This window comes from Microvirgula sp. AG722 (genome assembly GCF_003269145.1).
Taxonomy (GTDB): domain Bacteria; phylum Pseudomonadota; class Gammaproteobacteria; order Burkholderiales; family Aquaspirillaceae; genus Microvirgula; species Microvirgula aerodenitrificans.
Map to the genome: position 1 here is coordinate 158,983 of NZ_QLTJ01000002.1, position 23,335 is coordinate 182,317.

Below are 23,335 nucleotides of genomic sequence, written 5' to 3' on the forward strand. Positions count from 1 at the left end.
TGGCCGGCAGTCAGTTGTAGACCCGCTGCCGGTAGACGATCAGGCCGACGATCACCGCCATCACCGCCAGCAACTGGTAGTAGTCGAGACAGGACATCAGCATCGACTGGCGATCCACGCTTCGCGCCAGCACACTGAGCGCCATCTGCCCGCCCGGGTCGTGCAGGATGCCATCCAGTTGCTCGACCTGCTGCCGGTACAGCGGGTTGAAGAGGCTGAAATTCTCCGACAGCCGGCTGTAGTGCACCGCGCCGCGCGACTGCAGAAACAGCGTCGCCAGCGTGATGCCGAACGACGATGCCAGCTCGCGGATGACATTCTTGCTCTGGTAGGCATGCGAGAACGTGCGCTCGTCCATGTTCATGAACGCGCCCTGTGCCACCGGACCGATAAACAGCGACATGAAGCCGCCGCCCAGCAGCATGGTGACGCCGAACCAGGCCCAGGTCACATCCGGCGAGAAGCGGCTCATCAGCGCCGACGACCCGGCCAGAATCACCAGCCCGCTGAGCATGTAGACGCGGAAACCGGCCTTGATCCGCAGCAGCGTCACGTGCAGCAGGGCGCTGGCCAGACTGCCGATCGACGACAGCGCCGCCAGCCCGCCGGTATTCAGGATGGTGAAGCCCAGCCCCTCATGCGCCAGCTTCGGCATGATGAAGCCGTTGGCGTTGACCACCAGATAGCCGAAGAAATAGCACATCATGCCGATCAGGAAGCGGGCCTGGAACAGCGGCCGGTAGTCGATCAGCGGCCGCGCGTGCCCCATCTGCCGGCGGCAGAACCACAGCACGCACAGCGCACCGGCCACCGACAGCGCCAGCAGCCGGCCGGACTCGCTGAAGAAGTCATAGCGCGAGCGCTGCAGCGCATACTGCAGGCCGATCCCGCCGACGACCACCCAGATCAGCCCGCCCCAGTGCGCCTGGCTCTTGTCTTCCGCCGAGCCGACCTCGGTCGGCATGAACCGCCAGCACAGTACGGCGACCAGCGCCAGCACCGGCAGCATGGACCAGAACAGGTCGCGCCACTGGCCATGGTCGAGCAGCCAGCCGGCCAGCAGCGGCGCCAGCGTCGATGCGCCCAGCAGGGCGATGACGAAGGCCAGCAGCGGCCGCAGCCGGCCCGGGCCGGCGACGGTATTGCACATGACCCGGCCGGCACAGAAGAAGGTCGCGCCGCCCGCGCCCTGCAGCACGCGCCCCAGCACGAATTCCGGCACATTGGCGGACAGGGCACAGACTACGGTGCCGATCGCGTACACCAGCAGTGACACCAGCGCAAAGTCGCGGTAGCCCAGCTGCTCGGCCAGCCAGCGATGCTTGAACAGCATCAGGATGGCGGCCACCGAGTAGGCCATGGCGGCGAAACTGAATTCTTCCGGCGCAGCACCAATGCCGCCGACGATATACGAGGCGGAAAAATTGACCATGCCGTTCTGCAGGAACTCGATGCAGGTCAGGCTGGCGATGAACAACAGGAACAGCGGGCCGGGCAGCGGCTCGCCCGGGGAGGCTGGCTGGGTCATGCGATGGGGGCAATGGGGGAGAAGAGCCCGATTGTAGGAATATCAGCCCAATCACACCAATCGATGCGAAAGATTTACAGTATCGACATGGATAATATTCAACATGCGGACTTCCGCCGGCTGGACCTGAACCTGCTGGTCGCCTTCGACGCGCTGATGCAGGAGCGCAGCGTCAGCCGCGCGGCCGAGCGGCTGTATATCGGCCAGCCGGCCATGAGTCATGCCCTGGCGCGCCTGCGCGAGCTGTTCGGCGACGAGCTGCTGTTCCGCAACGGCGCGGTCATGGAACCGACCTCGCGGGCGCTGGAGCTGGCGGCCCGCATCCGCCCGCTGCTGATGCAGGCCGGCACCCTGACCCAGCAGAGCGCGTTCGATCCGTCGACCCTGAACAGTCACGTTCGCATCTCGATGTCCGACCCGCTGGAAGCCATCCTGCTGCCCGGGCTGATCGCCCGCCTGCGCGAGCAGGCCCGCGGACTGACGCTGTCGGTGCAGCCGTCGTCGGCACCGATGCAGCTGGAATTGCTCGATCGCGGCGAGATTCTGCTTGCGGCCGGTCACTTCCCCGAGCTGCGCGATGTGCATCAGGCCGTGCCGCTGCTCGATGTCCCCTACTACGGCATGTTCAATCCGGCCCTGGTGCCGCTCGGCGAGGCGCCGACGCTGGAACAGATCCTGTCCGTGCCACACATCCACACCGCTTACGGCGGCGACTCGCTGGGGATTTTCGACCGGGCACTGAAACGCCAGGGCCTGCAGCGGCGCATTGTCGTGCGCAGCGCCAGCCTGCTGTCGATTCCATTCGTGGTCAGCCAGTCGGCACTGTTCGCCGTCCTGCCGGCCATTGCCACCCGCCCGTTCCTGCACCACCGCGAGTTGCGCATCGTCCCGATTCCGCTCGATGGCCTGGCGCTGGCACTGCATGTTGTCAGCCACCGCCGCAATCAGGCCGACCCGCTGGTCGCCTATCTGGCCGGTCTGATCATAGACAGCGGGCGGGAGCTGTTTCCATCCAGCTGAATCACTGGCTTCTCCACACCAATTTTATTTAGTCAATACTTTATCGGAAAAGATGTAAGAAGCCCGGTTTTTCAAATCAAAGGTCAAGCCGTACGCAGTTTGTCCCTGAAAGTGAAAATCATAGTATCGATAGACATTAAGGGTTTCACTGCTGGGTGAAATTCTCCGTGAATATTTATCTATGGTTCCCACGGCCAGCAATGTCCCATCTGGCTGGCTCAGACAAGGCTGGACCCACTTGTCACCGTCCTTGTCCACATGCGTCATGTATAGCATATTGCCTTCAACACGATGAAAAATCGTCAATGTGCCGTCTTGTGGACTGGCGTTCGGTCTCTGCCACTCGAACAGGAGCACTCCGTCCAGGTAATAGCGCGCCGTATCCTGTTCCACGCCATCCGCGGCAGCACGCAGATAAATCAGGCGCCCACCGGCATCGTACCAGTTAGCCAGCGTCGAGGTGGTCTTCAACCATTTTGCAGTAACGGTCTTGACACCATCCTCCATGCCATAATCAAATGTTTTTATATTATAGCTGCCATGGAGAACAAACTGCTGCTTGCTGACATGTCCTTCGTCATCATTAGTAAAAGCAACGGCATCCGGAAAATAGCTTGTAACAGTCTGACTATTATTGCCAATCTGGAACAACTGGTTGTTGGCATTGTAGCGATAAACAGCATGATTGTAACCATCACTTGTTTCGCTATTGATCTGCGATATATTCCCGGCATGGTCATACAGGAATGACTGGGAAGCAATGGAATTACCGAATTGATCCTGGCAAACCAGGTTTCCCGTCCGGTGCCAGCTGGCAAGTTGTGCGCGATCATTATATGCAAACGAATCCACCCAGCGGGTTCCCCCTCCTCCCAGGCTGGAAGTATGCTTCGCCAGCAGCAACAAACCATGGTGGTCATAATTCATGGAAACCGCCATAATCCGCCGGAGCTTGCCGGCTACCGTACCTGCACTGTCCTGCCTCGGGGGAGGCCCCAGCTTCCATTCGGCATGGTTTGTCCTGTTATAATTCCCGTACCCATAATTAATTTCCATGGGTATCCGTTCCAAACCCGGCGAAACGATTCGTGCAGAAGAACCGCGGATATTTCTGATATTTCCATTTATTTCATCACGCATGATAGTTGCTTCGCACAGCAATGCGTCATGCATCGACCAGCTCATCTTCCGTGTCAGCCCCTGCGAGTCATACTGACAGTCGATAACAATTGTGTGTGCCGGCGGCGTCACAGGAAAAGAGAACAATGCCCGCAGCAGCAGGCCTTGCACGGAGCGAGGGGTCTGGACGGAATAGGATCCGAATGCCAGACCGGCCCATCCACCACTGCTGCCGTTCTCGTTGTTGAACTCATCATAGGAAAACGTATGCGTATACTGGTCAGCGCGATGACTTTTCAGCAAGCGGGTACGAGTATCATACTCATAAATCCTCGATGCCGATTCCGTACCATCGGCATTGCTGACATCCCGTCTTGTAACATTATCAAGGACGGCATCGTACTGATAGGCCCAGGTTCTTCCGTTGAAAATCTTCACCGTTGACGGGCGAGAAAACATGGCTGAACCGGCATAGTCATATGAGGTACTGACCCCATCCACAATTGAGGATTTCTGCCGTCCCAACCCGTCAAATTCTCGAGTTCCGATCACTTTTTCGTCGATGGCAATCATGCATACCGACTCATCCAGTAAATGAGGGGCGTAAGTCATCGTCTGCCGCCCGCTCGATGACCCTGTTCTGGCCACGGGGCGATCAAATGCGTCATATTCAAAAGATTCGGTTTCCCGGGCTGTTTTGGCATGACGGATCAAGCGTAAAAAAGCATCATAGAACAGGGTTTCGGTCACATCCGCCATCGCCTTGCTGGCTGGACTGCAGATTTCCCGCTTGCTTAGCTCGCCACGGGCATCAAAACAGGTCAGGGTTTTGACGTCACCAGGCTGATGAACCTGCTCAATGGAAAATGTCCCGTCTGCCATTTGAAAAAACTGATAGTCGTCAGAAGAACACCCCGGTTTTTTCATACTAACCAATTCATCATAGACATTATAGTCCGACAGGGTTGTTTTCGAAAAAACCTGCTCTCCTGCATAGTCATATTGCGTTTCTTGTATCAGCTGACCAATTTCGTTATGGATAAAACCAGCCATCAAATAATCCAGCACCTTTCCATCCCGAATGATATTCACTTCTTTTTTAACCACATGACCGGATCCATCCCGGACAAGGGTTTCACTGAAAGCATCTGTTGTACTCCTGGTGACCTGCTTGCCGGATTGCCACTGATACGTGACATCCACTGTATAACCGTACGGTCGCCCCGGCGCGTAAACGGTCCTGATGGTACGCCCTATCTCATCATAGCCATATTCGGTGATCACACCATTTTCATTAACAGCTGACTGAACAAGCCCCGTGGTGTACGCACGCGTCACCACTTCACTTTTGGTCACTTGATCCCAGCCGACAATCTTTTTGGTGACAGACAGCTGTCTGGTATTTTCGTTTCGCTGATAAATAAAATAAAGTATCGTTGAAAAATAATCATCAGTCGTCAATGATTTGATACTGGATATTTTTTTTAATGGTGCACCATGGCTACCATAAGTATGGCTAACCATCGACTGTGCCACGAAAGCGGCCGTACTTTCATTTTGCAGAGCAAACTGTTCGGTTTTCACCATGACCAATGAAGTCGCAGCAATGGATTGATAAGTGTAGCCAAAAATTTTTCTGGGATAATCACCAGATCCATTGCCTGAAGATATAATCTTTGTTTTAATATAATTGACAAATCCATTTGGATCAGCAGGGCACAACACTTCCCCGTCACCATTCTTCTCACCCATCACGTCATAATATTCATACCACTCTTTCATTCCATTTTCATCAGTGAATTGGACGAGATTGGCAAATTGATCATATTGACAGGATGTCAGCCGTGAAACGTTACAAGGTGTTCCGGCACGATCACTGCCGGTGCTCACATTGACATTCAAAACAGACAGCATGAAAGTCGATGATTGCGCATCAATACCCTTTCCAGGAACCAATGCATATCCGTATGTGCTGTATTTTCTGCGCGCGGCGCCATCTTCCCTGCCTGGACGAGGAAAACATTTCACAAGCAGATAGAATTTATTATAATGAAATTCGGTAATCTTGGCCGGCGGAGCCGTATTCCCGATCTTCTCGGTTACAATATACGTATAGTCATCCGGTCGGGATTCCAGATTGTCGGCATCAGAAATCCATGCCGGGCCGTCAGCCCCCCCCAGGTAATTCGTTTTTCCATATTCATACGCAAAGTGTACCGCATACTCTGCTGACTGACGGGAATCAATGAAATCAACAGCCCGGACATCCTGTTTGAGCCCCGATGGTTTTGGCAGGCTTTTATAAGAAATGATATCCTGTTGAACATAATTAACCCAGGCATCCCATTTTATTATTTCCAGATAACTGTCGTTATGAATCGCATACTTCATGCTGCACAGTGATGGCCCTGAGCGAATGGCGACGCCAGTCAGCTGTTCAACACCACTGCTGTCGCAGGTAAAATCCAGCAGCGAGTCCACAACCGATACAGTATGAATTTTCCCCGTCGCTGTCGTCGCAATTGTTGTCGTAACAAGATTTACACCTCCATCATCACTGATTACAAACGAAGAATCACTGTTCCAGGCCAGATTGAGGCCGAGACCATTGGGCAGTTCAACCCGGGTCGTTCTCCCGTTTTCTATTGTTTCAATGATGCCTTCTTTGCCTACCAGCTGGTATTTATCAGGATTTGCAGGGATTTGTTTGAAATCAAATGTCAATGTCCGCTTGTATTTCAATGTCGCGGTGCCATCCTGATCTTCAATCAACTGATAGCGCGCCCCGTTTGAGAGGACCAGTGTCTGAATGGCGTTATTATTTTCGTCAACCTCGGTATCGATATGAGAAAGATTAAATTCCCAGCCAACGCCAAATCCATAATTCAATGCATTGAACTGGTTGAAGCGAAGGGCTAGCGAGATTTCAGGCCCCTGCAATTTATTACCTGATACGCTGGCCACCGGGATATGACGAAGATACATTCCACTACATGGGTCAATGCCATTTTTCGCCCAGTCCATCAGGCTGAAAATATTGGAATAGAACAGCATACCCCCCCCTACCTGATATAGTATTCGGACCGGCGTTGACTGGTTAAATAATGATATTAAAATATTGCATCGAAATAACAGAATTTGCATGCGAGGAATTCTGAAAACTGGACGGGGCCGTAAAAAACACATGCTCAGGCGTAGGTAACGAACGCAATGAGCTGCCCAATGACCCCCCTTCGCGCAACTGCTGCAGAGATGACATGCCGCTATGGCTTCGTGCTTCCATCAAAAACCAGTTTGATGCCGACTTTGAACCGGGCAGCCCAACCAGGGATTCTGGATTCGAAGCCGTGCGTGTCATCCCTGAAAATCCGCTCATGCCGGAAGAGACAGACCGCCTGGACGAGGTCAAGGTACTGCGGCCGCTTTGTGCGGCGAGTGCTTTGGCAACGGTCCTCGCAGTTATTGCCCCCCGTAGTGCAGCCAATTGGCCCAGGACGAGAAATACTACGGACACAATATAAAAGCCGTTGGCAACCCTTATCAGGGTTGCGGACAATGCAGGATTATCATCCTGGGCAAGCGCACCCACAATTTGCAGTACTCCCCCTGACAGCATCAACGCGCCAGAGAGGATTGCAGACCAGAGGACAATTCCGGCCCCCCCGGCAAAGAGCAATATGGTAAACCCCAGAAAAACCATCAGCAAATTACCCAGGCCCAATATCAAATTTTGCCTCACATCAATGTTACTGATATCTGCGTAGCCTGACGGATCGCTTCGGTTGACAGGATCTCCCGAGCAGAATCCATATGGATTGACACCGCCTATTGAAAAAGGGCTGAAAATGTCCTGACTCAGGAAACGCCCATATGCCGGATCGTAGCACCGTACACCATGACCAAGAAGATATAGCTGACAGTGGGGCCCTACCCAGACAATCCGTTCTCCATGCATGCCGATGCAAGGCGGAACGCTGTCGGCCTTGACCACGCTGGATGCTTTCTCTTCCTGAGTGGCGATCCGGTCAGGCTTTTTCCTCTGCGGCGGGCGGGAAAAACGAAAAGGAGGCATCATGTTTCTCCTGGAAAAATATTGGCTGCACCCATGACTGTGCAAAAAAGCATTGCGTCAAAAATGCATCAGCCCACCCAGCTTTGCATCAAAGAACAGAAGATCAAATCCCCTTGCCGGATCAAATCGGCGGATGCCATACAGAGAACTGGTTCCGAGCGCAATGACTTCTCTGTTCAGCCTTCTCGCCAGGAGTGCAGCATTTGCGTGGGCCCCGTTCTTTGCTGCATGGCAGGACATCAGATAAAGTGGCGTACGGCTTGAGCTCAAACGATAAACCTCCATTCTGGCCAATTCATTAGCCCAGACATTGACCGGCATATACTCCCCACTATATCCCTGCAGAATGCCTGGTCTGCCATGCGTCGCCACCAGAGAACCTTGTTTAAAATCTGTGGCAAACAGAAAATCTATTGCTGGCTTATCACTGGATTTTGGACTGAAATTATTTTTGATATAGCCGCTTGCCACTCCCTTGAGATAATGTCCCCTCAGCTTGGCATAGCTTGCTGCCAGCGGCATGGGCAGCCCCAGCAGAATGGAGGCAATGCTCAGCCCCAGCGTAGTCCACCCCAGTGCACGCGACAGCACTGGATCAACCTCCTTCACAAGGATGGATACAATTCCATATACCCCGGCTGTCACGCCCAGCGCCAATGAGCTGACCGCAAGAAACAGTCCGACAGGCAATAACGAAATTGAAAATACGCCAAAGGTGGCCAGACTCAGAACAATACCCAGAACAGCGAGTGCAATACCAAACCAGTCCGCAGCTGAGACATAGCCGGATGGATCACTTCGATTGACAGGATCGCCCAGGCAATAGGCATAGGAATTGGTGCCAGCAATGGAAAATGGGCTGAATGGATCCTGGCTCAGAAAGCGCCCGCACTCTGGATCATAGCTGCGGGCACCATTACCAAGAAAATACAGCTGGCAGCGCTGTCCCACCCAGGTTATTCGCTCGCCGTGCAAGCCCACAGATGTCGTCAGGGCACCTCGAACCGGCGCAGTGCCCTGCCTTGCCTGCGGCAGCAACCGGCCGCCTGAAGTCGGATTGGTAGAGGCAGAAGGCATGATATTTCCATGCTGGAACCGTCAGCGCATGATCAGACCAGGCTCGCAACGAGTGACAGGAAAGTGTGCATGCGATTTTTAATAAGGAAAATCAGAAAACACGCAGCCCGGAAAGAAAGCTGGTGGCACTGTGCAGTGATTACTCTTCTGCTTTATAGGTGAGTTCAACCTGTGGCAGGGGCCAGCCGACGAATGGGGAGCCCGTTACTGAAACGGGCCCCCCCTTTATACCGTCAGCCCCGACTCGACTGCAGTAGCCAGCTTCGCCACATCTTCTTCAGTGATCTGCCAGTGGGTCACGAAACGCATCATCCCGTGTTCCGGCGGATTGGCCCTGATCCCGTGCGCCGTCAGTGCCGCCATCAGCGCCACGGTGTCGACTTCGGGGGCGAGGCGGCACCAGACCATATTGATATCGAGCTGACCGCGCATGACCGAAATACCTGGCAGGGCATCGAGCCGGGCCGCCAGGCGGCGGGCGTTCGCGTGGTCCTGGTCGAGTCGCTGCGTCATGCTGTCCAGCGCAATCAGCCCGGCGGCGGCCAGGATGCCGACCTGACGCAGCCCGCCGCCCATCAGCTTGCGCTTGCGTCGCGCGGCAGTGATGAAATCGCGCGAGCCGGCCAGCATCGAGCCGACCGGCGCCGCCAGCCCCTTGGACAGACAGATCATGACCGAATCGGCATGGGCGGCGACCCGGGCCGCATCGACCCCGAGCGCCGTGGCCGCATTGAACAGCCGCGCGCCGTCCAGATGCACCGGCACGCCGAGGGCATGGGCGTGGGCCGCGATGGCGGCCATATTGTCCAGCGGGATGACGCGTCCGTTCGAGTGGGCGTTTTCCAGACAGACCAGCCCGGTTTTCGGCTCGTGGATATCGTCGGTGCAGCGGAGGCGCGCGGCGACCGCCGCCGGATCGAGTACCCCCTGATCGCTGGCTAGCGTGCGCAGGTTGACACCGGCAATGACCGCCGCAGCGCCGCCCTCGTGCCAGACGATATGGCAGTCATCGCCGAGCACGACTTCGTCGCCGCGCCGGCAGTGGGTGAACAGCGCCAGCTGGTTGCCGAAGGTGCCGGACGGCACGAACAGCGCCGCCTCCTTGCCCAGCCGGGCCGCGACGCGCGACTCCAGCTCGATCACGGTCGGGTCGTCGCCATAGACGTCGTCGCCGACCTCGGCGCGCGCCATCGCGTCGCGCATGGCAGGGGTGGGATGGGTCACGGTGTCACTGCGTACGTCGATCCAGCGCATGGCAATCGGCCTCTTCGGTCAGGAAAGGCATCAGACTAGCATGCGGCCCGGCACCGATCAGCCCGCAGGCCGGACGACATCTCCCTCCCGCGCGCCGGGTCCCCCGGCCATCGTCGTCTCAGGCCGGGCTGTCGGTCCGCCGGTCTGCGAACGGCGGCAGGCGCCGGCTGATGGCAAAGCTGATGCCGGCGATCAGTACGCAGCCGGCAAAGGCAAGATGGATGCCACTGACCAGCCCGAGTCGCGCCTGTTCGACCAGTGTGGCGGCATCGAACCCGCCCGCATGCGACAGCGCAGACAGCGTCTGCAGGTCCTGGGCCCGCACCAGCAGTTGCGGGCTGTCGAACAGCTGCGTCACGCGCGCATCGGTGACCCCGCGGCCGGCCAGTGCCGCCCCGATCTCATGCCCGTAACGCACATTGACCAGCATCCCGGCCAGGCTGGCGCCAAACATGCTGCCCAGCGTGCGGTTGGTCTGGATCAGCGCCGAGGCAATGCCGGTATCCTGCCGCGTCACGGCCGACTGGACCTGCAGCGTCAGGTTCGGCAGCTGAAAGCCCAGACTCAGCCCGCACAGGCCGAATACCAGCGCCAGCCATGCGACCGGCGAGTCATGCTCGAGCGTCACCAGCAGCGCGCAACCGGCCATCAGACCGAGCAGCCCCCACGAAATCAGTTTTTCCGGATGCGCCAGCCGCGGCATCAGCCGGCCGTTGATGATGCTGCCGATGGTCACGCACACCAGCAGCGGCGTGACCAGCAGACCGGCCATTTTCGGCGAGAAGCCAAAGCCGCCCTGCAGCAGCAGTGGGGCATAGAACACCAGCACGAACATCGCCAGCCCGGTCAGCGCGCTGATCACGCACAACTGGCGCACGGCCGGGGTGGAGAACAGGTGAGCGGGAATCACCGGCGCACGGCTGCGACGCTGGTGGCGGACGAAGACCGTGCACAGCACGATGGCCGCAACCACGATGGCCCAGTACAGCGGGTTGCCGAAGCCCAGCGTCGCCCCCTGCTCCGAGGCCAGCAGCAGCCCGCACATCGACAGTGTCAGCAGCAACGCACCGCCCCAGTCGATACCGGCATCGTCAGCACGCCGATGGACGATATGCGGCAGAAAGATCCACACCACGGGCAGCGCCAGCAGCGCGACCGGCAGGTTCACGTAGAACACGCTGCGCCAGCCAAGGTGCTCGGTCAGCCAGCCGCCCAGTACCGGCCCCATTGCCGTGGCAATGCCGAAGCTCGCCGACAGCATGGCCTGCCAGCGCACCCGCTCCAGCGGCTCGGGAAACAGGTCGCTGACGCAGGCGAAGGCGGTACCGGCCAGCATGCCGCCGCCAATCCCCTGCAAGCCACGCGCCAGCACCAGCTGCAGCATGCTGTCGGCCATGCCGCACAGTGCGGAAGCCAGAGTGAACAGCACGATCGCTGCCAGCACCAGCCCCTTGCGGCCGTGCAGGTCGCCCAGCCGGCCGGCAATCGGAATCATCACTGCCGTGGTCAGCAGATAGGCAGACGCCACCCACTGGTACAGCGCGAAGCCCTGCAGCTCGGCCACCACGCGCGGCAGGGCGGTGCCGACCACGGTCTGGTCGAGTGCAATCAGCAACATGACCAGGCAGATACCCAGCATGGCCGCTACCGACTGCGAGCGGCTGCGCACCGGACTGGCACTCATGATTCACCTCGTGCCGCCTGGCCGGTTTCGAATACCTGCTGCAGGATATCGAGCGCATCGTGAACGGTGTCGCGCGCCGTCGGCGGCACGCGATCGAGCAGGGCGCCGGCATGACGGTCGAGCTCGGCATTGATCCGCGCCGCCTGCTCCTGGCCGGCCGGGGTCAGCGTCAGCAGCACGCCACGGCGGTCGGTCTCGCTCGGCTGGCGTTCGACCCAGCCCTGGGCCACCAGCCGGTCCACCGCCCGGCTGATCCAGCTTTTTTCCCACGCGCCAATCCGGCACAGCGCCGCCTGCGAAATCGGCCCATGGCGATACAGCCACGACAGCATGCGGCTCTGCGCCGGCTGGCCGAACGTCGACAACGCCTGTTTCTGTTCATTGATGAAAAAACGCATGACATTGCGCAACTGGGCAATCTGCCTGTCGTCAGCCATCCGGCTTCTCCCGACGGAACCAAGAATGACTGCAATGTAGCCGTAAAAGTTGTCTTTAGCAACAATAACGCCAGTAATCGATGCCACGACGCCGACGGGCGGCGCGTATAATTCCCGGATTCTCACCGCCGATGCCGCCATGACCCCCGCCCTTCCCCACGACGAATTTTTCATGCGCCAGGCGCTTGAACTGGCGATGGAAGCGGCTGCACGGGGCGAAGTGCCGGTCGGCGCCGTCGTGGTGCTCGACGGCAAGGTGATCGGTCGCGGCTCCAACGCGCCGATCGGCAACAGCGACCCGACTGCACACGCCGAAATCGTCGCCCTGCGCGCGGCCGGCGAGCGGCTGGGCAACTACCGCCTGCCCGGCGCCGAGCTGTACGTGACGCTGGAACCGTGCGTGATGTGCACCGGCGCGATCCAGCATGCGCGGATCGCGCGGGTGATTTTCGGTGCCCGCGACCCGAAAACCGGCGCGGCCGGCAGCGTGGTCGACCTGTTTGCCGAACCCCTGCTGAACCACCATGCGGACGTCACCAGCGGCGTACTGGCCCAGACCTGCGCCGACATGCTGTCCGATTTTTTCCGTTCCCGGCGCGCGGCCCAGAAGGCGGCGCGGAGTGCCCATGCAGATTCGCATTGTTCTTGCCGACCAGACCCTGACCTTGCTTGACGACGCGGGCGCACTGGTGCGCCGCTATCCGGTCTCCACCGCTGCGCGCGGCGCCGGCGAGCAGTCCGGCAGCTTCCAGACCCCGCGCGGCCGCCACCTGATCCGCGCCCGGATCGGCGCCGGCCAGCCGGCAGGCGCCGTGTTCAGGGCGCGCCGACCGACCGGGGAGATCTGCGATGCCGCCAGTTATGCCGCCAATCCGTACCGCGACTGGATCCTGACCCGCATCCTGTGGCTGTCCGGCTGCGAACCGGGTCGCAACCGGCTCGGCAAGGTCGACACCATGCGCCGCTATGTCTATATCCACGGTACCCCCGACGAGGTCGATATCGGCAAGCCGGGCTCGCACGGCTGCGTGCGCATGCGCAACCATGACCTGATCGACCTGTTCGACCGCGTACCGGTCGGCACACCGGTGGAAATCATCGAATGAATGCCGGTCTGCCGCTGGCTGCCACCCTGCTCCTGGCCGCCGCCCTCGCCCAGGCGGCACCGGCCGATTTTGTCGATGCACAGCAACGCGTACCGTTGCTGGCTCACGCGACCAATCCGCGCAGCCCGGACAAACCGTGGCTGCGGGTTGACGTCGCCGGCCAGTGGCTGACCCTGTACGACGCCGACGGTACGCCGCGTCGCCACTACCGTGTCTCCACGGCCAGCAATGGCGTGGGCGAAACCGAAGGCAGTTACCAGACGCCGCGCGGCTGGCACGTGGTCTGCGACAAGATCGGCGACGACGCACCGGCGGACACCATCATCTATCGCCAGCAGGTCACCGACTGGCGCTACACACCGGCGCTGCATGCACAGTATCCGGACAAGGACTGGATCCTGACCCGCATCCTGTGGCTGTGCGGCGTCGAACCGGGCCGCAATCAGGGGGAGCGCGACGACGGCACCGTGGTCGACAGCTACCGCCGCTTCATCTACATCCATGGTGCCGGCGATCATGTACCGTGGGGAACGCCAAGCTCGAAAGGCTGCGTGCGCATGTCCAGCCCGGACGTGATCGACCTGTACCGCATCGCCCGCCCCGGCCTGGAAGTCCTGATCGATGCCCCGCACGACCCGGCGCCCCTGTCCGCTGGCGCGCCTTCTTCCGACCCGCTGCACCAGGACCCATGACAATGGAATTGTCCCTGACCACCCCGGCACTGCTGTTCCCGGCCCTGTCCCTGCTGCTGCTCGCCTACACCAACCGCTTTCTGAGCCTGTCGGCGGTGATCCGCAACCTGTACGACCGTCACCGGGAAAAGCCCGATCCGCGCCACCTGCGCCAGCTCGACAACCTGCGCCGCCGCGTCGAACTGATCCGGCAGATGCAGACCGCCGGCACGCTGAGCATTCTGCTGACCTCGGTCAGCATGACCTTCCTGTTCTTCGGCCTGCACCTGGCCGGCCTGATCGCCTTCGGCATCTCGCTGGTGCTGATGTGCGTCTCGCTGGCGCTGTCGGTCATGGAACTGGCGATTTCCGGCGATGCGCTGACCATCCTGCTCGCCGACCTCGAACAGATCAGCGGCGAGGACAAACCGAAACCGCGCCGCTGGCTGCGCCGGCCGTAGGAACGGCCCCCCGGTCTTATTCCTTGCGTGCAGCCCCCAGCCGGGTTTGCGAAAAACGGTTTACCTGCGTCCTGAAATGCCGATAGGAGTCCAGCCCTTTCACAGGGCCATTCGGGTCAAGATCAAAGGTCAGCCGTGCCCGCATGTCAGCAAAACGCCCCTTGAATTTTTTCAGCCGGCTGCCTTGTGTCTGGCTGGCCTCGCAAAGCGCCTCACACAGCAACTGCTTGCTGTCCCGGACTTTCTCCAGTCTTGAAATACCGGGGATACACTCAAGGCTTCCCTTGTAGCCACTATTGCCAGCAACTCTCTTGATGGCTTCCGCATCTGCCAGCAACCAGGTTTCCAGCATCGTAACCGGGATAACAGGGATAATCCGTTCAGCCGCCAAGATACCGAGCGCGGCACGCCATACTTCCTGCTCACGAGTCTCAACACCGACATTATCAGCATCACGGTGAACAAATATCACATCACTATTCGGATAGTGCCTTGCCAATGCCATAAGTTTTTCTCTGACAGAACGACCAACAGCGGGGCTGAACAGGCTGAGATCGGGTGCTTCACCACGCACCTCAGTGAAACCTTCTTCAATTAATACGCTTCCAATATGTTCAACCAGACGCAGATCGGAGCTGCCCTCTCCGGTAAGAATGAAGCTTAATTTCATATTTTCGCCCCTGTATTCAGTGTTCGAAATCCATCGATATCTGGCTGTCAGGCGGAAGCGCCAGGTACGCAATAATGGATCCCTTGTCTATGCATTCCTCCCCTGATTTGCAGCGCCAGCTTTCTCGCAAGCTTTTACAACGGATAGTGGATGCAGGCTTGCCATCCGGCCCCCTTACCTTGACCGCATCGGCATAAATCAGGTCATCCGGCGTTTCCAGTTTGACCAGGACCGGAGAGTGTGTGGCGATAAGAATCTGCCGCATGGGGTTGTCTTCGCCCGCAGCCAGATCGGGGTCAACCGCCAACTCTTTCAACAGTGCCAGCATTGCGCTCATTTTGGCCGGATGAATACCGTTTTCAGGCTCCTCAAAGCAAAGCAGCCCACTGAAATCCGGGTCTTCTGCCATGATGCACAGGGCCAGAAAACGCAGCGTGCCATCGGAAAGAGCACGAGCGGGCAGGAATGCGCCGGCTCGTTCCTTGACCTCCAGCGTCAGCAATTGCCTTACCGGATCCATATCCACCCGGACATCGGAGGTTGGCACAATCTCCGACAGCCTGCTGGCAATACGGGAATATACGTTTTCGTCTCGCCGATGCAGCTTGTACAGCGCCGCCGCCAGTTTGCCGCCATCGGCACCGACACTACCGTTCTCGTGGATTTTGTTCGAGCGGCGCATTGCACTGGGTTCCAGCGACAGAAACCGCCACGACTGCATCTCTCGGCGAGCCGCGAGGATCGTTGGCCAGACAGCACTATTGGTATTGGCAATCACTGTTTTCGGAATATGGCGTGCAGGGATTTTTTGTGGCTGACCACTACTGCCACCATCCTGGTGCAAATGAATCTCGATGATTCCATCATCCATCACCTGCGTTGAAATATAGCCTGCACCTTTTCGCTTGTTGACCACGGCCTGATCGCGAAACCGGGTAGCGCTCAATGGGAAGTGCAGGTGATTTACCGCTTCACCCTTGTTGATATAGCTCAGCGTCTCGCGGGCAAGATAAAGGCCAAAGGAGCCATTTGCCTCCTCCTGCAAGTCTCTGGCGAGCTCTACTTCATAGCGGAGAAAGGTAGAAGTCGCAATGGCCTTTCTTCCGAAGTCATCGATGATATCCAGCGGCACAAGCATCTCTGCTGCTAATACCAGGCGCTCTGCCCGGTAATCTCCATTGGTCCAGAAAATATCCAGAGGATCGGTCGACTCGGAGTCCCGTACCGCCAATGCGGCCTCAACAATAGATTTATCACTTAATAGGGAAAGGAACTTTATGGCATCGAAAATATTCGATTTTCCCACCCCGTTCAGCCCGGCGATACAATTGAATGGCCCCAGGGATACGGAAAAATCCAGAAGATTTTTGAAGCCATGGGCTTCGAGCTTGGTGAGCATGAGCGTTCTCTGTCATCGAACTGATGGTCAGAACTGTAACAGAGTCTGCCAGTCATGACGGCTGCAGCAGGAAGGTGCAAATGGGGACATGTGGCATCAAGCACACAAAAAAAGGCACCGTCCGAAGACGGTGCGAACCCATGGAGGAATGCCGATGAGGACATTACCGGTGTGGGCTACCTGCCCACCGAGGTTTGACTAGGGCTGACGCGAGGGTAACGCGGGCTTTTCGTCGAAAATCGTTTGCTGCGCCGGTGTCAGCTGGGTGTACAGCGCGGTGACAACCGGTTTCATGGCTTCGAGGTGCCTGACCTGCGTGCGGGCCATTTCAATATGGCGTTCGACACGTTCAGGCGCGGTGGCCGGCGGGTGACGGCGGTTCGCTTCAGCGAGTTCGCGCATCTGGCGCTGCTGCTGCTCACGGAGCGCGCGGTAACGTTGCCAGGCCGGCTCCTGCTTCCCGGTGAGCTCGAGTCTGGACTGGAGCGTTTCAAGTTGCCGTTCCCCCTCTTCCATCGACAATGGGCCGGCCCGCATGACTTGTGCTGCCGGCGGGACGCCGTCGGTCACTGGCGCGGCGACGACAGCGCCCGAAAAAAGAGACACTCCCAGCAGCATGGCGGACGCCGTAGCGCGTACAGGTGTTCGCATGGCGTGTTCTCCGTTTCTTGGTGAATTATCAGGAGACCCCGGTGGGGAAGTGAAATTCATCATAGGCGGTCCTGGTAACGATCATGTGTCCGCCCGGCGCCAATTGTTAACAAACATTGCGTTCTCCCCAGTCTCGCTGGGCAAGCGGGTGGACATCCTGTGGATATCTGGCCACGACACTGATCAAGTCTTTATTTTTAAACGATATCCGTGAAATTGCTCATTTTTTCAGCTAAACGGCCATCAACAGGCCACAATAAAAAACGGGCCCTTTCCAGGACCCGTTTTTTACTGGCGGATGTTCAGTGCCCTATCGGCCTCACCGTCACGTCAACGTGTGCAGGTGCCCCCTGCGTCAGCACCGGATACGCATCGGCAGTCAGCATCAGCAGCCGGCCGTCACGGTCGGTAATGCGGGCCGACACCTGATAACGGGCGTGCCTGCTCACCTTGTCCGCATCCGTGCACAGCTCGAAGGCGTGCGGCAGTGTGCGTTCGCCGCCCAGTCCGGTGTACTGCTCGGCCAGCACGGTCGCCGGCGCATCGGCCAGCGACGTGTCCAGCAGCTGGACGCGCAGCAGCGCACCCGGCGGCAGGGCAGCAGCGCCGGCGGGCAGCAGCACCCTGCCGCTCACCGTGACCTGGGCCGGAGCGACAGCAGCAGGCCGCGCCAGCGGCGGCGCGGCGCAGGCGGCAAGCCCGGCCGCCATCACCAGCGCCAGCACAACCGGGCGGATTCTGCTCAACGTGCCGGTTCCAGCATCACGCCATTGCCCTTGTCCGGCGTCCATTGCCCTTCGACCCGCCAGCTGTCGGCCGGGTCCTGCAGGCGCACGTACCAGTGCTTGGATGCCACCGTCAGCTTGACCTCACCGATATAGCTGCCCGCTCCCTCGCGCTTCAGCGTTGCGGTCACGTCATGACCGGCGATGGTCGGATGCTGGAATGACAGCGTCAGCGTGTCCGGCAGCGGCTGGCTGCCCTGCTGGCGCAGCAGCACGCGCACCGCACCGCCCTGATCGGCAAACAGCATCTGCGCGCTCAGTCCGCGCTGTGCGGCGGCGGCATCGCGCCCGAGGTCCTCGTTGATCTCGTTGCCGCGCTTGTAGTAGTCGTCGTTGACCAGCGGATCATTGGTCTGGACGGCAATCACCAGCGTCGCAATCCCGGCAACGACCACGATGGCCGGTCCGAGCATCAGCAGCCACGGCCAGCGCTGCTTGTACCACGGGGGGGTCAGGGTGGTGCTCATGCGGATTCTCCGTTTGCAGTCGGCCGGGCTCACGCCCGGCCATGGATCATTGTCATTCGCCGATGAAGCTCGACTTTTCCGACAGCGAGATGCTGCCGCCGTCGACCGAGGTCGCGGTGAAGTGGATCGGATGGCTGCCGCTGGTCGCCGCTTCCGGGTCCACCTGTGCATGCACGGTAATCACTTCGTTGCCGGTCGGCCCGATCGTGACCACCGGGGTGTCGGTCACCAGCTTGATGCCTTCCAGCCCGTTGACGCCCAGCCGGACCTGCTGCGGCTTCTCGGACAGGTTGATCAGACGCAGGTTGTAGGTATTCTCCAGCATCCCTTCATCGGTTTCACGCACCAGCGACGCACGGTCGCGAACGATGTCGAGCCGCATCGGCTGGCGCATGACCAGCGAGGTCATCGCCACCCCGAGCACGGTCAGCAGCACCACGGCGTACATGACCACGCGCGGCCGCTTGAGCCGGGTCAGGATCGCACTTTCCGGATACTTCTTCTCCAGCGCGCTCTCGGTGGTGTAGCGGATCAGCCCGCGCGGATAGCCCATCTTGTCCATCACGTCGTCGCAGGCATCGATACAGGCAGCGCAACCGATGCACTCGTACTGCAGCCCGTCGCGGATATCGATGCCGGTCGGACAGACCTGGACGCAGATGCCGCAGTTCACGCAGTCGCCCTTGCCGGCCGCGTGGGCATCGACGCCCTTCTTGCGTGCGCCGCGCGGTTCGCCACGTTCGGCGTCATAGGAAATGATCAGCGTATCGGCATCGAACATCACACTCTGGAAGCGGGCGTACGGGCACATGTACTTGCAGACCTGTTCGCGCAGCATGCCGGCAAACAGATAGGTGGCGCCGGCATAGAAGAACACCCAGAACGCTTCCCAGCCCGCCACGTTCAGCGACACCAGATCGCCGAACACGCTGCGGATCGGCAGGAAATAGCCGACCAGGGTAATGCCCGACAGCAGCGACACGGCAATCCACAGCGCATGCTTGACCGTTTTCTTGCCGATCTTGGTCGCAGTCAGCGGGCCCTTGTCGAGCTTGATCCGCTTGTTGCGATCGCCTTCGACCAGGTTCTCGATCCACATCATGATTTCGGTGTAGACCGTCTGCGGACAGGCATAGCCGCACCACAGCCGCCCGGCGATGGTGGTCCAGACAAACAGGCCGAATGCACAGCTGATCAGCAGCGCGGCCAGATAGATGAAGTCCTGCGGGAACAGCGTCAGACCGAACAGATAGAACTTGCGGTTCATCAGGTCGAACAGCACGGCCGGCCGATCGTTCCAGGTCAGCCACGGCAGACCGAAATACACCAGCTGGGTCAGCACGACCAGCGCGATGCGCCAGTTGGCGAACACGCCCCAGGCCTGGCGCGCATAGATCTTCTTGTGGCTTTCGTACAGCGAGATCGGCTGGATCTCGACCACTTTTCTGGGTTTGTTGTCGGGGTCTTGCTGCTGCGGGTCACTCATTTCGGCAGTTCCCTTTACGGAGGATTCGACGGAAACCGCGCAAGCGGTCTCGATCCAGTCCTCCCGATGATGCGCATTACACATTACAGGAGACGGAAACGATCACGGCACCGGCCGGACCGCTTCCACAAGCGTCACTGCCCGCACGGGGCGGGCAGCGATTCACACTTACAGCGTACCGTCAGACGACCAGTTTACTGCTGGGCGGCTGCTTTGGCAGGCTTGTTCGACAGGCCCCAGACATAGGAGGCCAGCAGGTGCACCTTGCCGTCGCCGAGGAAGTCCTTCCACGCCGGCATCTGGTTGCTGCGACCATTGGTGATGGTCTCGACGATGGTCTTTTCGGTACCACCGTACAGCCAGATATTGTCGGTCAGGTTCGGCGCGCCGATATCCTTGTTGCCCTTGCCGTCCGGACCGTGGCAGGTCGCGCAGATGGCCTTGAACGTGTCGGCACCGCGGGTGGCGCGTTCGGCATTGTGCTTCTTGCCGGACAGCGACATCACGTAGTTGGCCACGTCCTTGACCTTTTCCTCGCCGAATGCAGCGCCGAACGGCGGCATCTGGCCATGGCGACCGTTGAGGATGGTTTCCTGGATTTTCTCAGGCGAGCCACCGTACAGCCAGTCGTTGTCGGTCAGGTTCGGGAAACCCTTCGCACCGCGGGCATCGGAGCCGTGGCACTGGACACAGTAGGTCTGGAACAGGCGATAGCCCATTTCCTGTGCCTTCTGGTCGCCGGCGACGGTCGGGATGTCCTGCTTCAGGAAGGCGTCATACAGCGGCTGGTACTTGGCTTCCGCCGCGGCGCGTTCCGCCGTGTACTCGCCAACCGACGTCCAGTTGCGGATGCCCTTGAACGAGCCCATGCCCGGATACAGCACCAGGTAGGCAACGCCGAACACCAGCGTGAGCGTGAACATCCACATCCACCATTTCGGCAGCGGGTTGTTGTACTCGGCCAGATCACCGTCCCAGACGTGGCCCGTGGTCTTGACCTCGGTCCCCGACTCGACTTTCAGTCTGTTCTGCGAGAACAGCAGATAGGTCAGACCGACAATCCCGACGACGACGACGCCGGAGATCCAGTAGCTCCAGAAATCGCTTACGAAATCACTCATTATTTTGCTCCGTTGTGGCCCGGGGTCGACAGGCGACCCAGGCCGGACCGCGCAGCATTATCGTTGTCATCGTCGGCAAACGGCAGGTTCGCCGCCTCCTCGAAGCTTTTCTTCGCCGCCCTGCCACCAAAGGCCCAGATCAGGATCAGGATGAAGCTGGCAAATGCGGCAACGGTGACGATGATGTGAATCAGCGTGGCGGTATCTAGCATATCGATTGCTCTCAGCGGGTGTTTTTCAGCGCGAGACCGAGGCCTTGCAGGTAAGTGACCAGGGCGTCCATTTCCGACTTCCCTTCCACTTCGCTCTTGGCCTTGGCGATCTCTTCATCCGAATACGGCACACCGACCAGGCGCAGGGCGCGCATCTTGGCCTGGACGCTGTCCGCGTCAGCCAGGTTGCGGGCCAGCCACGGGAACGCCGGCATGTTCGATTCGCTGACCACGTCACGCGGATTGATCAGGTGGACGCGGTGCCATTCATCCGAATAGCGGCCGCCGACACGGGCCAGATCGGGACCGGTACGCTTCGAACCCCACAGGAACGGGTGATCGTAGACCGACTCCCCCGCCACCGAGTAGTGACCGTAACGCTCGGTTTCCGCACGGAACGGACGGATCATCTGCGAGTGGCAGTTGTAGCAGCCTTCGCGGATGTAGATGTCGCGACCGGTCAGTTGCAGTGCCGTGAACGGCTTGACACCGGCAACCGGCTGCGTGGTCGAGCGCTGGAACATCAGCGGCAGGATTTCAGCCAGCATCGCCACGCTGACCACGAGCAGGGTAAACACGATCAGATAGCCGACATGCTCTTCGACCAGTTTTTGGATTCTTTCCATTTGCGTCTCTCTCGTCAGCTATATCAGGCGTGTGCGGCAACGGCCGGGATACGGGCGTCGACAGCACGGCCCATCGTGACGGTGCGGAACACGTTGTAAGCCATGACCAGCATGCCGACCAGATACAGCAGGCCACCGATCAGACGAACGAAGTGGTACGGATAGGTTGCCTTGACCACTTCGGCGAACGCGTAGGTCAGCGTGCCGTCCGGGTTCAGGGCGCGCCACATCAGACCCTGGGTCACACCGGCGATCCACAGCGCGGCGATGTACAGCACGACGCCCAGCGTGGCCAGCCAGAAGTGAACTTCGATCAGCTTGGTCGAGAACATCTGTTCACGGTTGAACAGGCGCGGGATCAGGTAGTACAGCGAACCCATGGTGATGAAGCCAACCCAGCCCAGCGCACCGGAGTGAACGTGACCAATGGTCCAGTCGGTGTAGTGCGACAGCGCGTTGACGGTCTTGATGGCCATCATCGGGCCTTCGAAGGTCGACATGCCGTAGAACGACAGCGACACCACGAGGAACTTCAGGATCGGGTCGGTACGCAGTTTGTGCCATGCGCCGGACAGGGTCATGATGCCGTTGATCATGCCGCCCCAGCTCGGTGCCAGCAGAATCAGCGAGAACACCATGCCGAGCGACTGGGTCCAGTCAGGCAGCGCGGTGTAGTGCAGATGGTGAGGACCCGCCCACATGTAGGTGAAGATCAGCGCCCAGAAGTGGACCACCGACAGGCGGTACGAGTAGACCGGACGACCGGCCTGCTTCGGGACGAAGTAGTACATCATGCCGAGGAAGCCGGCGGTCAGGAAGAAGCCGACCGCGTTGTGGCCGTACCACCACTGCACCATCGCATCGACGGCACCGGCGTAAGCCGAGTAGGACTTCCACATCGACACCGGGATGAAGGCACTGTTGACCACGTGCAGCAGGGCCACGGCGAGAATGAACGCACCGTAGAACCAGTTGGCGACGTAGATGTGCTTGACCTTGCGCTTGGCGATGGTGCCGAAGAACACGACCGCGTAGGCGACCCAGACAATGGTCAGCAGTACCTTGATCGGCCATTCCATCTCGGCATATTCCTTGTTGAAGGAAAGGCCGAGCGGGTAGGTGATCACGCACAGGACGATGACTGCCTGGTAACCCCAGAAGGTAAAGGCGGCCAGTGCATCAGAGAAGATGCGGGTCTGACAGGTGCGCTGCACCACGTAGTAGCTGGTCGCGAAAAGGCCACAGCCGCCAAATGCGAAAATCACACCGCTGGTATGAAGTGCGCGCAGGCGACCAAAGTGGAAGTACGGTCCGAAGTTCAGATCAGGCCAGACCAGTTGGGCTGCGATCGTCACGCCGACCAGCATACCGATGACACCCCACACGACTGTCATCACGGCAAACTGGCGCACCACCTTATAGTTATAAGTGGATTGCGTCTCCATCGAGGATTCTCCAAGGTTACGAACGAGTCATCCGCAAAAGACCG

The 23,335-nt window shown here is 59.2% G+C and carries 22 protein-coding genes; 5 read left to right on the forward strand and 17 right to left on the reverse strand.

The features are described from left to right. Positions 1-10: 10 nt before the first annotated feature. Positions 11-1,528, reverse strand: coding sequence for an MFS transporter (locus DFO50_RS04370; protein WP_028497781.1), 1,518 nt, complete (start codon positions 1,526-1,528; stop codon positions 11-13). Positions 1,529-1,615: 87 nt separating this feature from the next. On the opposite strand from DFO50_RS04370, the gene DFO50_RS04375 reads away from it, so the two are divergent. Continuing rightward, positions 1,616-2,548, forward strand: a complete 933-nt coding sequence (locus tag DFO50_RS04375; RefSeq protein WP_107890331.1) for a LysR family transcriptional regulator — start codon at positions 1,616-1,618, stop codon at positions 2,546-2,548. Between the two features lie 24 nt (positions 2,549-2,572). On the opposite strand, the gene DFO50_RS18790 is transcribed toward DFO50_RS04375, so the two are convergent. The 6 genes from DFO50_RS18790 to DFO50_RS04405 form a co-directional block, all read right to left on the reverse strand. Next, positions 2,573-6,721, reverse strand: a complete 4,149-nt coding sequence (locus tag DFO50_RS18790; protein WP_146745016.1) for an RHS repeat protein — start codon at positions 6,719-6,721, stop codon at positions 2,573-2,575. Between the two features lie 43 nt (positions 6,722-6,764). Further along, the gene (locus tag DFO50_RS04385) at positions 6,765-7,742 is read right to left on the reverse strand and encodes an RHS repeat-associated core domain-containing protein (protein WP_199489743.1); all 978 of its coding nucleotides are present in this window, start codon (positions 7,740-7,742) and stop codon (positions 6,765-6,767) included. Positions 7,743-7,796: 54 nt separating this feature from the next. Then, on the reverse strand, positions 7,797-8,816 hold the full coding sequence (locus tag DFO50_RS04390; RefSeq protein WP_112692120.1) for an RHS repeat-associated core domain-containing protein: 1,020 nt from the start codon (positions 8,814-8,816) through the stop codon (positions 7,797-7,799). 225 nt (positions 8,817-9,041) lie between these two features. After that, complete coding sequence (locus DFO50_RS04395; RefSeq protein ID WP_107889452.1) at positions 9,042-10,070, reverse strand: low specificity L-threonine aldolase; 1,029 nt, start codon at positions 10,068-10,070, stop codon at positions 9,042-9,044. A 118-nt stretch (positions 10,071-10,188) separates the two neighbouring features. Continuing rightward, positions 10,189-11,754 carry an MDR family MFS transporter gene (locus DFO50_RS04400; protein ID WP_112692121.1) on the reverse strand — a complete coding sequence of 522 codons (1,566 nt, stop codon included), beginning with the start codon at positions 11,752-11,754 and terminating at the stop codon, positions 10,189-10,191. After that, positions 11,751-12,191, reverse strand: coding sequence for a MarR family winged helix-turn-helix transcriptional regulator (locus tag DFO50_RS04405; RefSeq protein ID WP_051528607.1), 441 nt, complete (start codon positions 12,189-12,191; stop codon positions 11,751-11,753). The genes DFO50_RS04400 and DFO50_RS04405 overlap by 4 nt, the downstream gene beginning before the upstream one ends. 139 nt (positions 12,192-12,330) lie before the next feature. Here DFO50_RS04405 and tadA point away from each other — a divergent pair, with 139 nt between their 5' ends. From tadA to DFO50_RS04425, 4 genes are read left to right on the forward strand one after another with little or no spacing between them, the layout of a single operon-like run. Then, positions 12,331-12,864, forward strand: coding sequence for a tRNA adenosine(34) deaminase TadA (gene tadA / locus DFO50_RS04410; RefSeq protein WP_107889449.1), 534 nt, complete (start codon positions 12,331-12,333; stop codon positions 12,862-12,864). Beyond that, a complete protein-coding gene (locus DFO50_RS04415; protein ID WP_112692123.1) occupies positions 12,818-13,297 on the forward strand; it encodes a L,D-transpeptidase in 480 nt (159 codons plus the stop codon). The genes tadA and DFO50_RS04415 overlap by 47 nt, the downstream gene beginning before the upstream one ends. Then, positions 13,294-13,989, forward strand: coding sequence for a L,D-transpeptidase (locus DFO50_RS04420; RefSeq protein ID WP_112692124.1), 696 nt, complete (start codon positions 13,294-13,296; stop codon positions 13,987-13,989). The genes DFO50_RS04415 and DFO50_RS04420 overlap by 4 nt, the downstream gene beginning before the upstream one ends. 2 nt (positions 13,990-13,991) lie before the next feature. Beyond that, positions 13,992-14,429, forward strand: a complete 438-nt coding sequence (locus DFO50_RS04425) for a DUF2721 domain-containing protein (protein WP_028497773.1) — start codon at positions 13,992-13,994, stop codon at positions 14,427-14,429. A 16-nt stretch (positions 14,430-14,445) separates the two neighbouring features. Here the strand turns inward: DFO50_RS04425 and DFO50_RS04430 are convergent, their stop codons facing one another. The 10 genes from DFO50_RS04430 to ccoN all read right to left on the reverse strand — a co-directional run bounded on the left by DFO50_RS04430 (position 14,446) and on the right by ccoN (position 23,291). After that, on the reverse strand, positions 14,446-15,099 hold the full coding sequence (locus tag DFO50_RS04430) for a hypothetical protein (RefSeq protein ID WP_112692125.1): 654 nt from the start codon (positions 15,097-15,099) through the stop codon (positions 14,446-14,448). Between the two features lie 16 nt (positions 15,100-15,115). After that, entirely contained in the window at positions 15,116-16,498 is a 1,383-nt protein-coding gene (locus DFO50_RS04435; protein ID WP_028497772.1) for an AAA family ATPase, read from the reverse strand. Between the two features lie 198 nt (positions 16,499-16,696). Beyond that, on the reverse strand, positions 16,697-17,116 hold the full coding sequence (locus tag DFO50_RS04440) for a Spy/CpxP family protein refolding chaperone (protein WP_028497771.1): 420 nt from the start codon (positions 17,114-17,116) through the stop codon (positions 16,697-16,699). Positions 17,117-17,451: 335 nt separating this feature from the next. Beyond that, positions 17,452-17,895: a YbaY family lipoprotein gene (locus DFO50_RS04445; RefSeq protein WP_051528604.1), complete on the reverse strand. Its 444-nt coding sequence runs from the start codon at positions 17,893-17,895 to the stop codon at positions 17,452-17,454. After that, complete coding sequence (locus DFO50_RS04450) at positions 17,892-18,401, reverse strand: FixH family protein (protein WP_051528603.1); 510 nt, start codon at positions 18,399-18,401, stop codon at positions 17,892-17,894. The genes DFO50_RS04445 and DFO50_RS04450 overlap by 4 nt, the downstream gene beginning before the upstream one ends. 52 nt (positions 18,402-18,453) lie before the next feature. Next, entirely contained in the window at positions 18,454-19,887 is a 1,434-nt protein-coding gene (gene ccoG / locus DFO50_RS04455) for a cytochrome c oxidase accessory protein CcoG (protein ID WP_112692126.1), read from the reverse strand. A gap of 194 nt (positions 19,888-20,081) precedes the next feature. Continuing rightward, positions 20,082-21,008 carry a cytochrome-c oxidase, cbb3-type subunit III gene (ccoP, locus tag DFO50_RS04460; protein ID WP_028497768.1) on the reverse strand — a complete coding sequence of 309 codons (927 nt, stop codon included), beginning with the start codon at positions 21,006-21,008 and terminating at the stop codon, positions 20,082-20,084. Beyond that, a complete protein-coding gene (locus DFO50_RS04465) occupies positions 21,008-21,220 on the reverse strand; it encodes a cbb3-type cytochrome c oxidase subunit 3 (protein ID WP_028497767.1) in 213 nt (70 codons plus the stop codon). Before DFO50_RS04465 ends, ccoP begins: the two co-directional genes overlap by 1 nt. Positions 21,221-21,231: 11 nt before the next feature. Then, positions 21,232-21,846, reverse strand: coding sequence for a cytochrome-c oxidase, cbb3-type subunit II (gene ccoO, locus DFO50_RS04470; RefSeq protein ID WP_028497766.1), 615 nt, complete (start codon positions 21,844-21,846; stop codon positions 21,232-21,234). 23 nt (positions 21,847-21,869) lie between these two features. Beyond that, complete coding sequence (gene ccoN, locus DFO50_RS04475) at positions 21,870-23,291, reverse strand: cytochrome-c oxidase, cbb3-type subunit I (protein WP_028497765.1); 1,422 nt, start codon at positions 23,289-23,291, stop codon at positions 21,870-21,872. Positions 23,292-23,335: the final 44 nt, after the last annotated feature.

Excerpts from the sequence above, each read along its gene's own strand:
- DFO50_RS04370 (WP_028497781.1), bottom strand. The coding sequence starts at position 1,528 with ATGACCCAGCCAGCCTCCCCGGGCGAGCCGCTGCCCGGCCCGCTGTTC.
- DFO50_RS04375 (WP_107890331.1), top strand. The coding sequence starts at position 1,616 with ATGGATAATATTCAACATGCGGACTTCCGCCGGCTGGACCTGAACCTG.
- DFO50_RS18790 (WP_146745016.1), bottom strand. The coding sequence starts at position 6,721 with ATGCTGTTCTATTCCAATATTTTCAGCCTGATGGACTGGGCGAAAAAT.
- DFO50_RS04385 (WP_199489743.1), bottom strand. The coding sequence starts at position 7,742 with ATGATGCCTCCTTTTCGTTTTTCCCGCCCGCCGCAGAGGAAAAAGCCT.
- DFO50_RS04390 (WP_112692120.1), bottom strand. The coding sequence starts at position 8,816 with ATGCCTTCTGCCTCTACCAATCCGACTTCAGGCGGCCGGTTGCTGCCG.
- DFO50_RS04395 (WP_107889452.1), bottom strand. The coding sequence starts at position 10,070 with ATGCGCTGGATCGACGTACGCAGTGACACCGTGACCCATCCCACCCCT.
- DFO50_RS04400 (WP_112692121.1), bottom strand. The coding sequence starts at position 11,754 with ATGAGTGCCAGTCCGGTGCGCAGCCGCTCGCAGTCGGTAGCGGCCATG.
- DFO50_RS04405 (WP_051528607.1), bottom strand. The coding sequence starts at position 12,191 with ATGGCTGACGACAGGCAGATTGCCCAGTTGCGCAATGTCATGCGTTTT.
- tadA (WP_107889449.1), top strand. The coding sequence starts at position 12,331 with ATGACCCCCGCCCTTCCCCACGACGAATTTTTCATGCGCCAGGCGCTT.
- DFO50_RS04415 (WP_112692123.1), top strand. The coding sequence starts at position 12,818 with ATGCAGATTCGCATTGTTCTTGCCGACCAGACCCTGACCTTGCTTGAC.
- DFO50_RS04420 (WP_112692124.1), top strand. The coding sequence starts at position 13,294 with ATGAATGCCGGTCTGCCGCTGGCTGCCACCCTGCTCCTGGCCGCCGCC.
- DFO50_RS04425 (WP_028497773.1), top strand. The coding sequence starts at position 13,992 with ATGGAATTGTCCCTGACCACCCCGGCACTGCTGTTCCCGGCCCTGTCC.
- DFO50_RS04430 (WP_112692125.1), bottom strand. The coding sequence starts at position 15,099 with ATGAAATTAAGCTTCATTCTTACCGGAGAGGGCAGCTCCGATCTGCGT.
- DFO50_RS04435 (WP_028497772.1), bottom strand. The coding sequence starts at position 16,498 with ATGCTCACCAAGCTCGAAGCCCATGGCTTCAAAAATCTTCTGGATTTT.
- DFO50_RS04440 (WP_028497771.1), bottom strand. The coding sequence starts at position 17,116 with ATGCTGCTGGGAGTGTCTCTTTTTTCGGGCGCTGTCGTCGCCGCGCCA.
- DFO50_RS04450 (WP_051528603.1), bottom strand. The coding sequence starts at position 18,401 with ATGAGCACCACCCTGACCCCCCCGTGGTACAAGCAGCGCTGGCCGTGG.
- ccoG (WP_112692126.1), bottom strand. The coding sequence starts at position 19,887 with ATGAGTGACCCGCAGCAGCAAGACCCCGACAACAAACCCAGAAAAGTG.
- ccoP (WP_028497768.1), bottom strand. The coding sequence starts at position 21,008 with ATGAGTGATTTCGTAAGCGATTTCTGGAGCTACTGGATCTCCGGCGTC.
- DFO50_RS04465 (WP_028497767.1), bottom strand. The coding sequence starts at position 21,220 with ATGCTAGATACCGCCACGCTGATTCACATCATCGTCACCGTTGCCGCA.
- ccoO (WP_028497766.1), bottom strand. The coding sequence starts at position 21,846 with ATGGAAAGAATCCAAAAACTGGTCGAAGAGCATGTCGGCTATCTGATC.
- ccoN (WP_028497765.1), bottom strand. The coding sequence starts at position 23,291 with ATGGAGACGCAATCCACTTATAACTATAAGGTGGTGCGCCAGTTTGCC.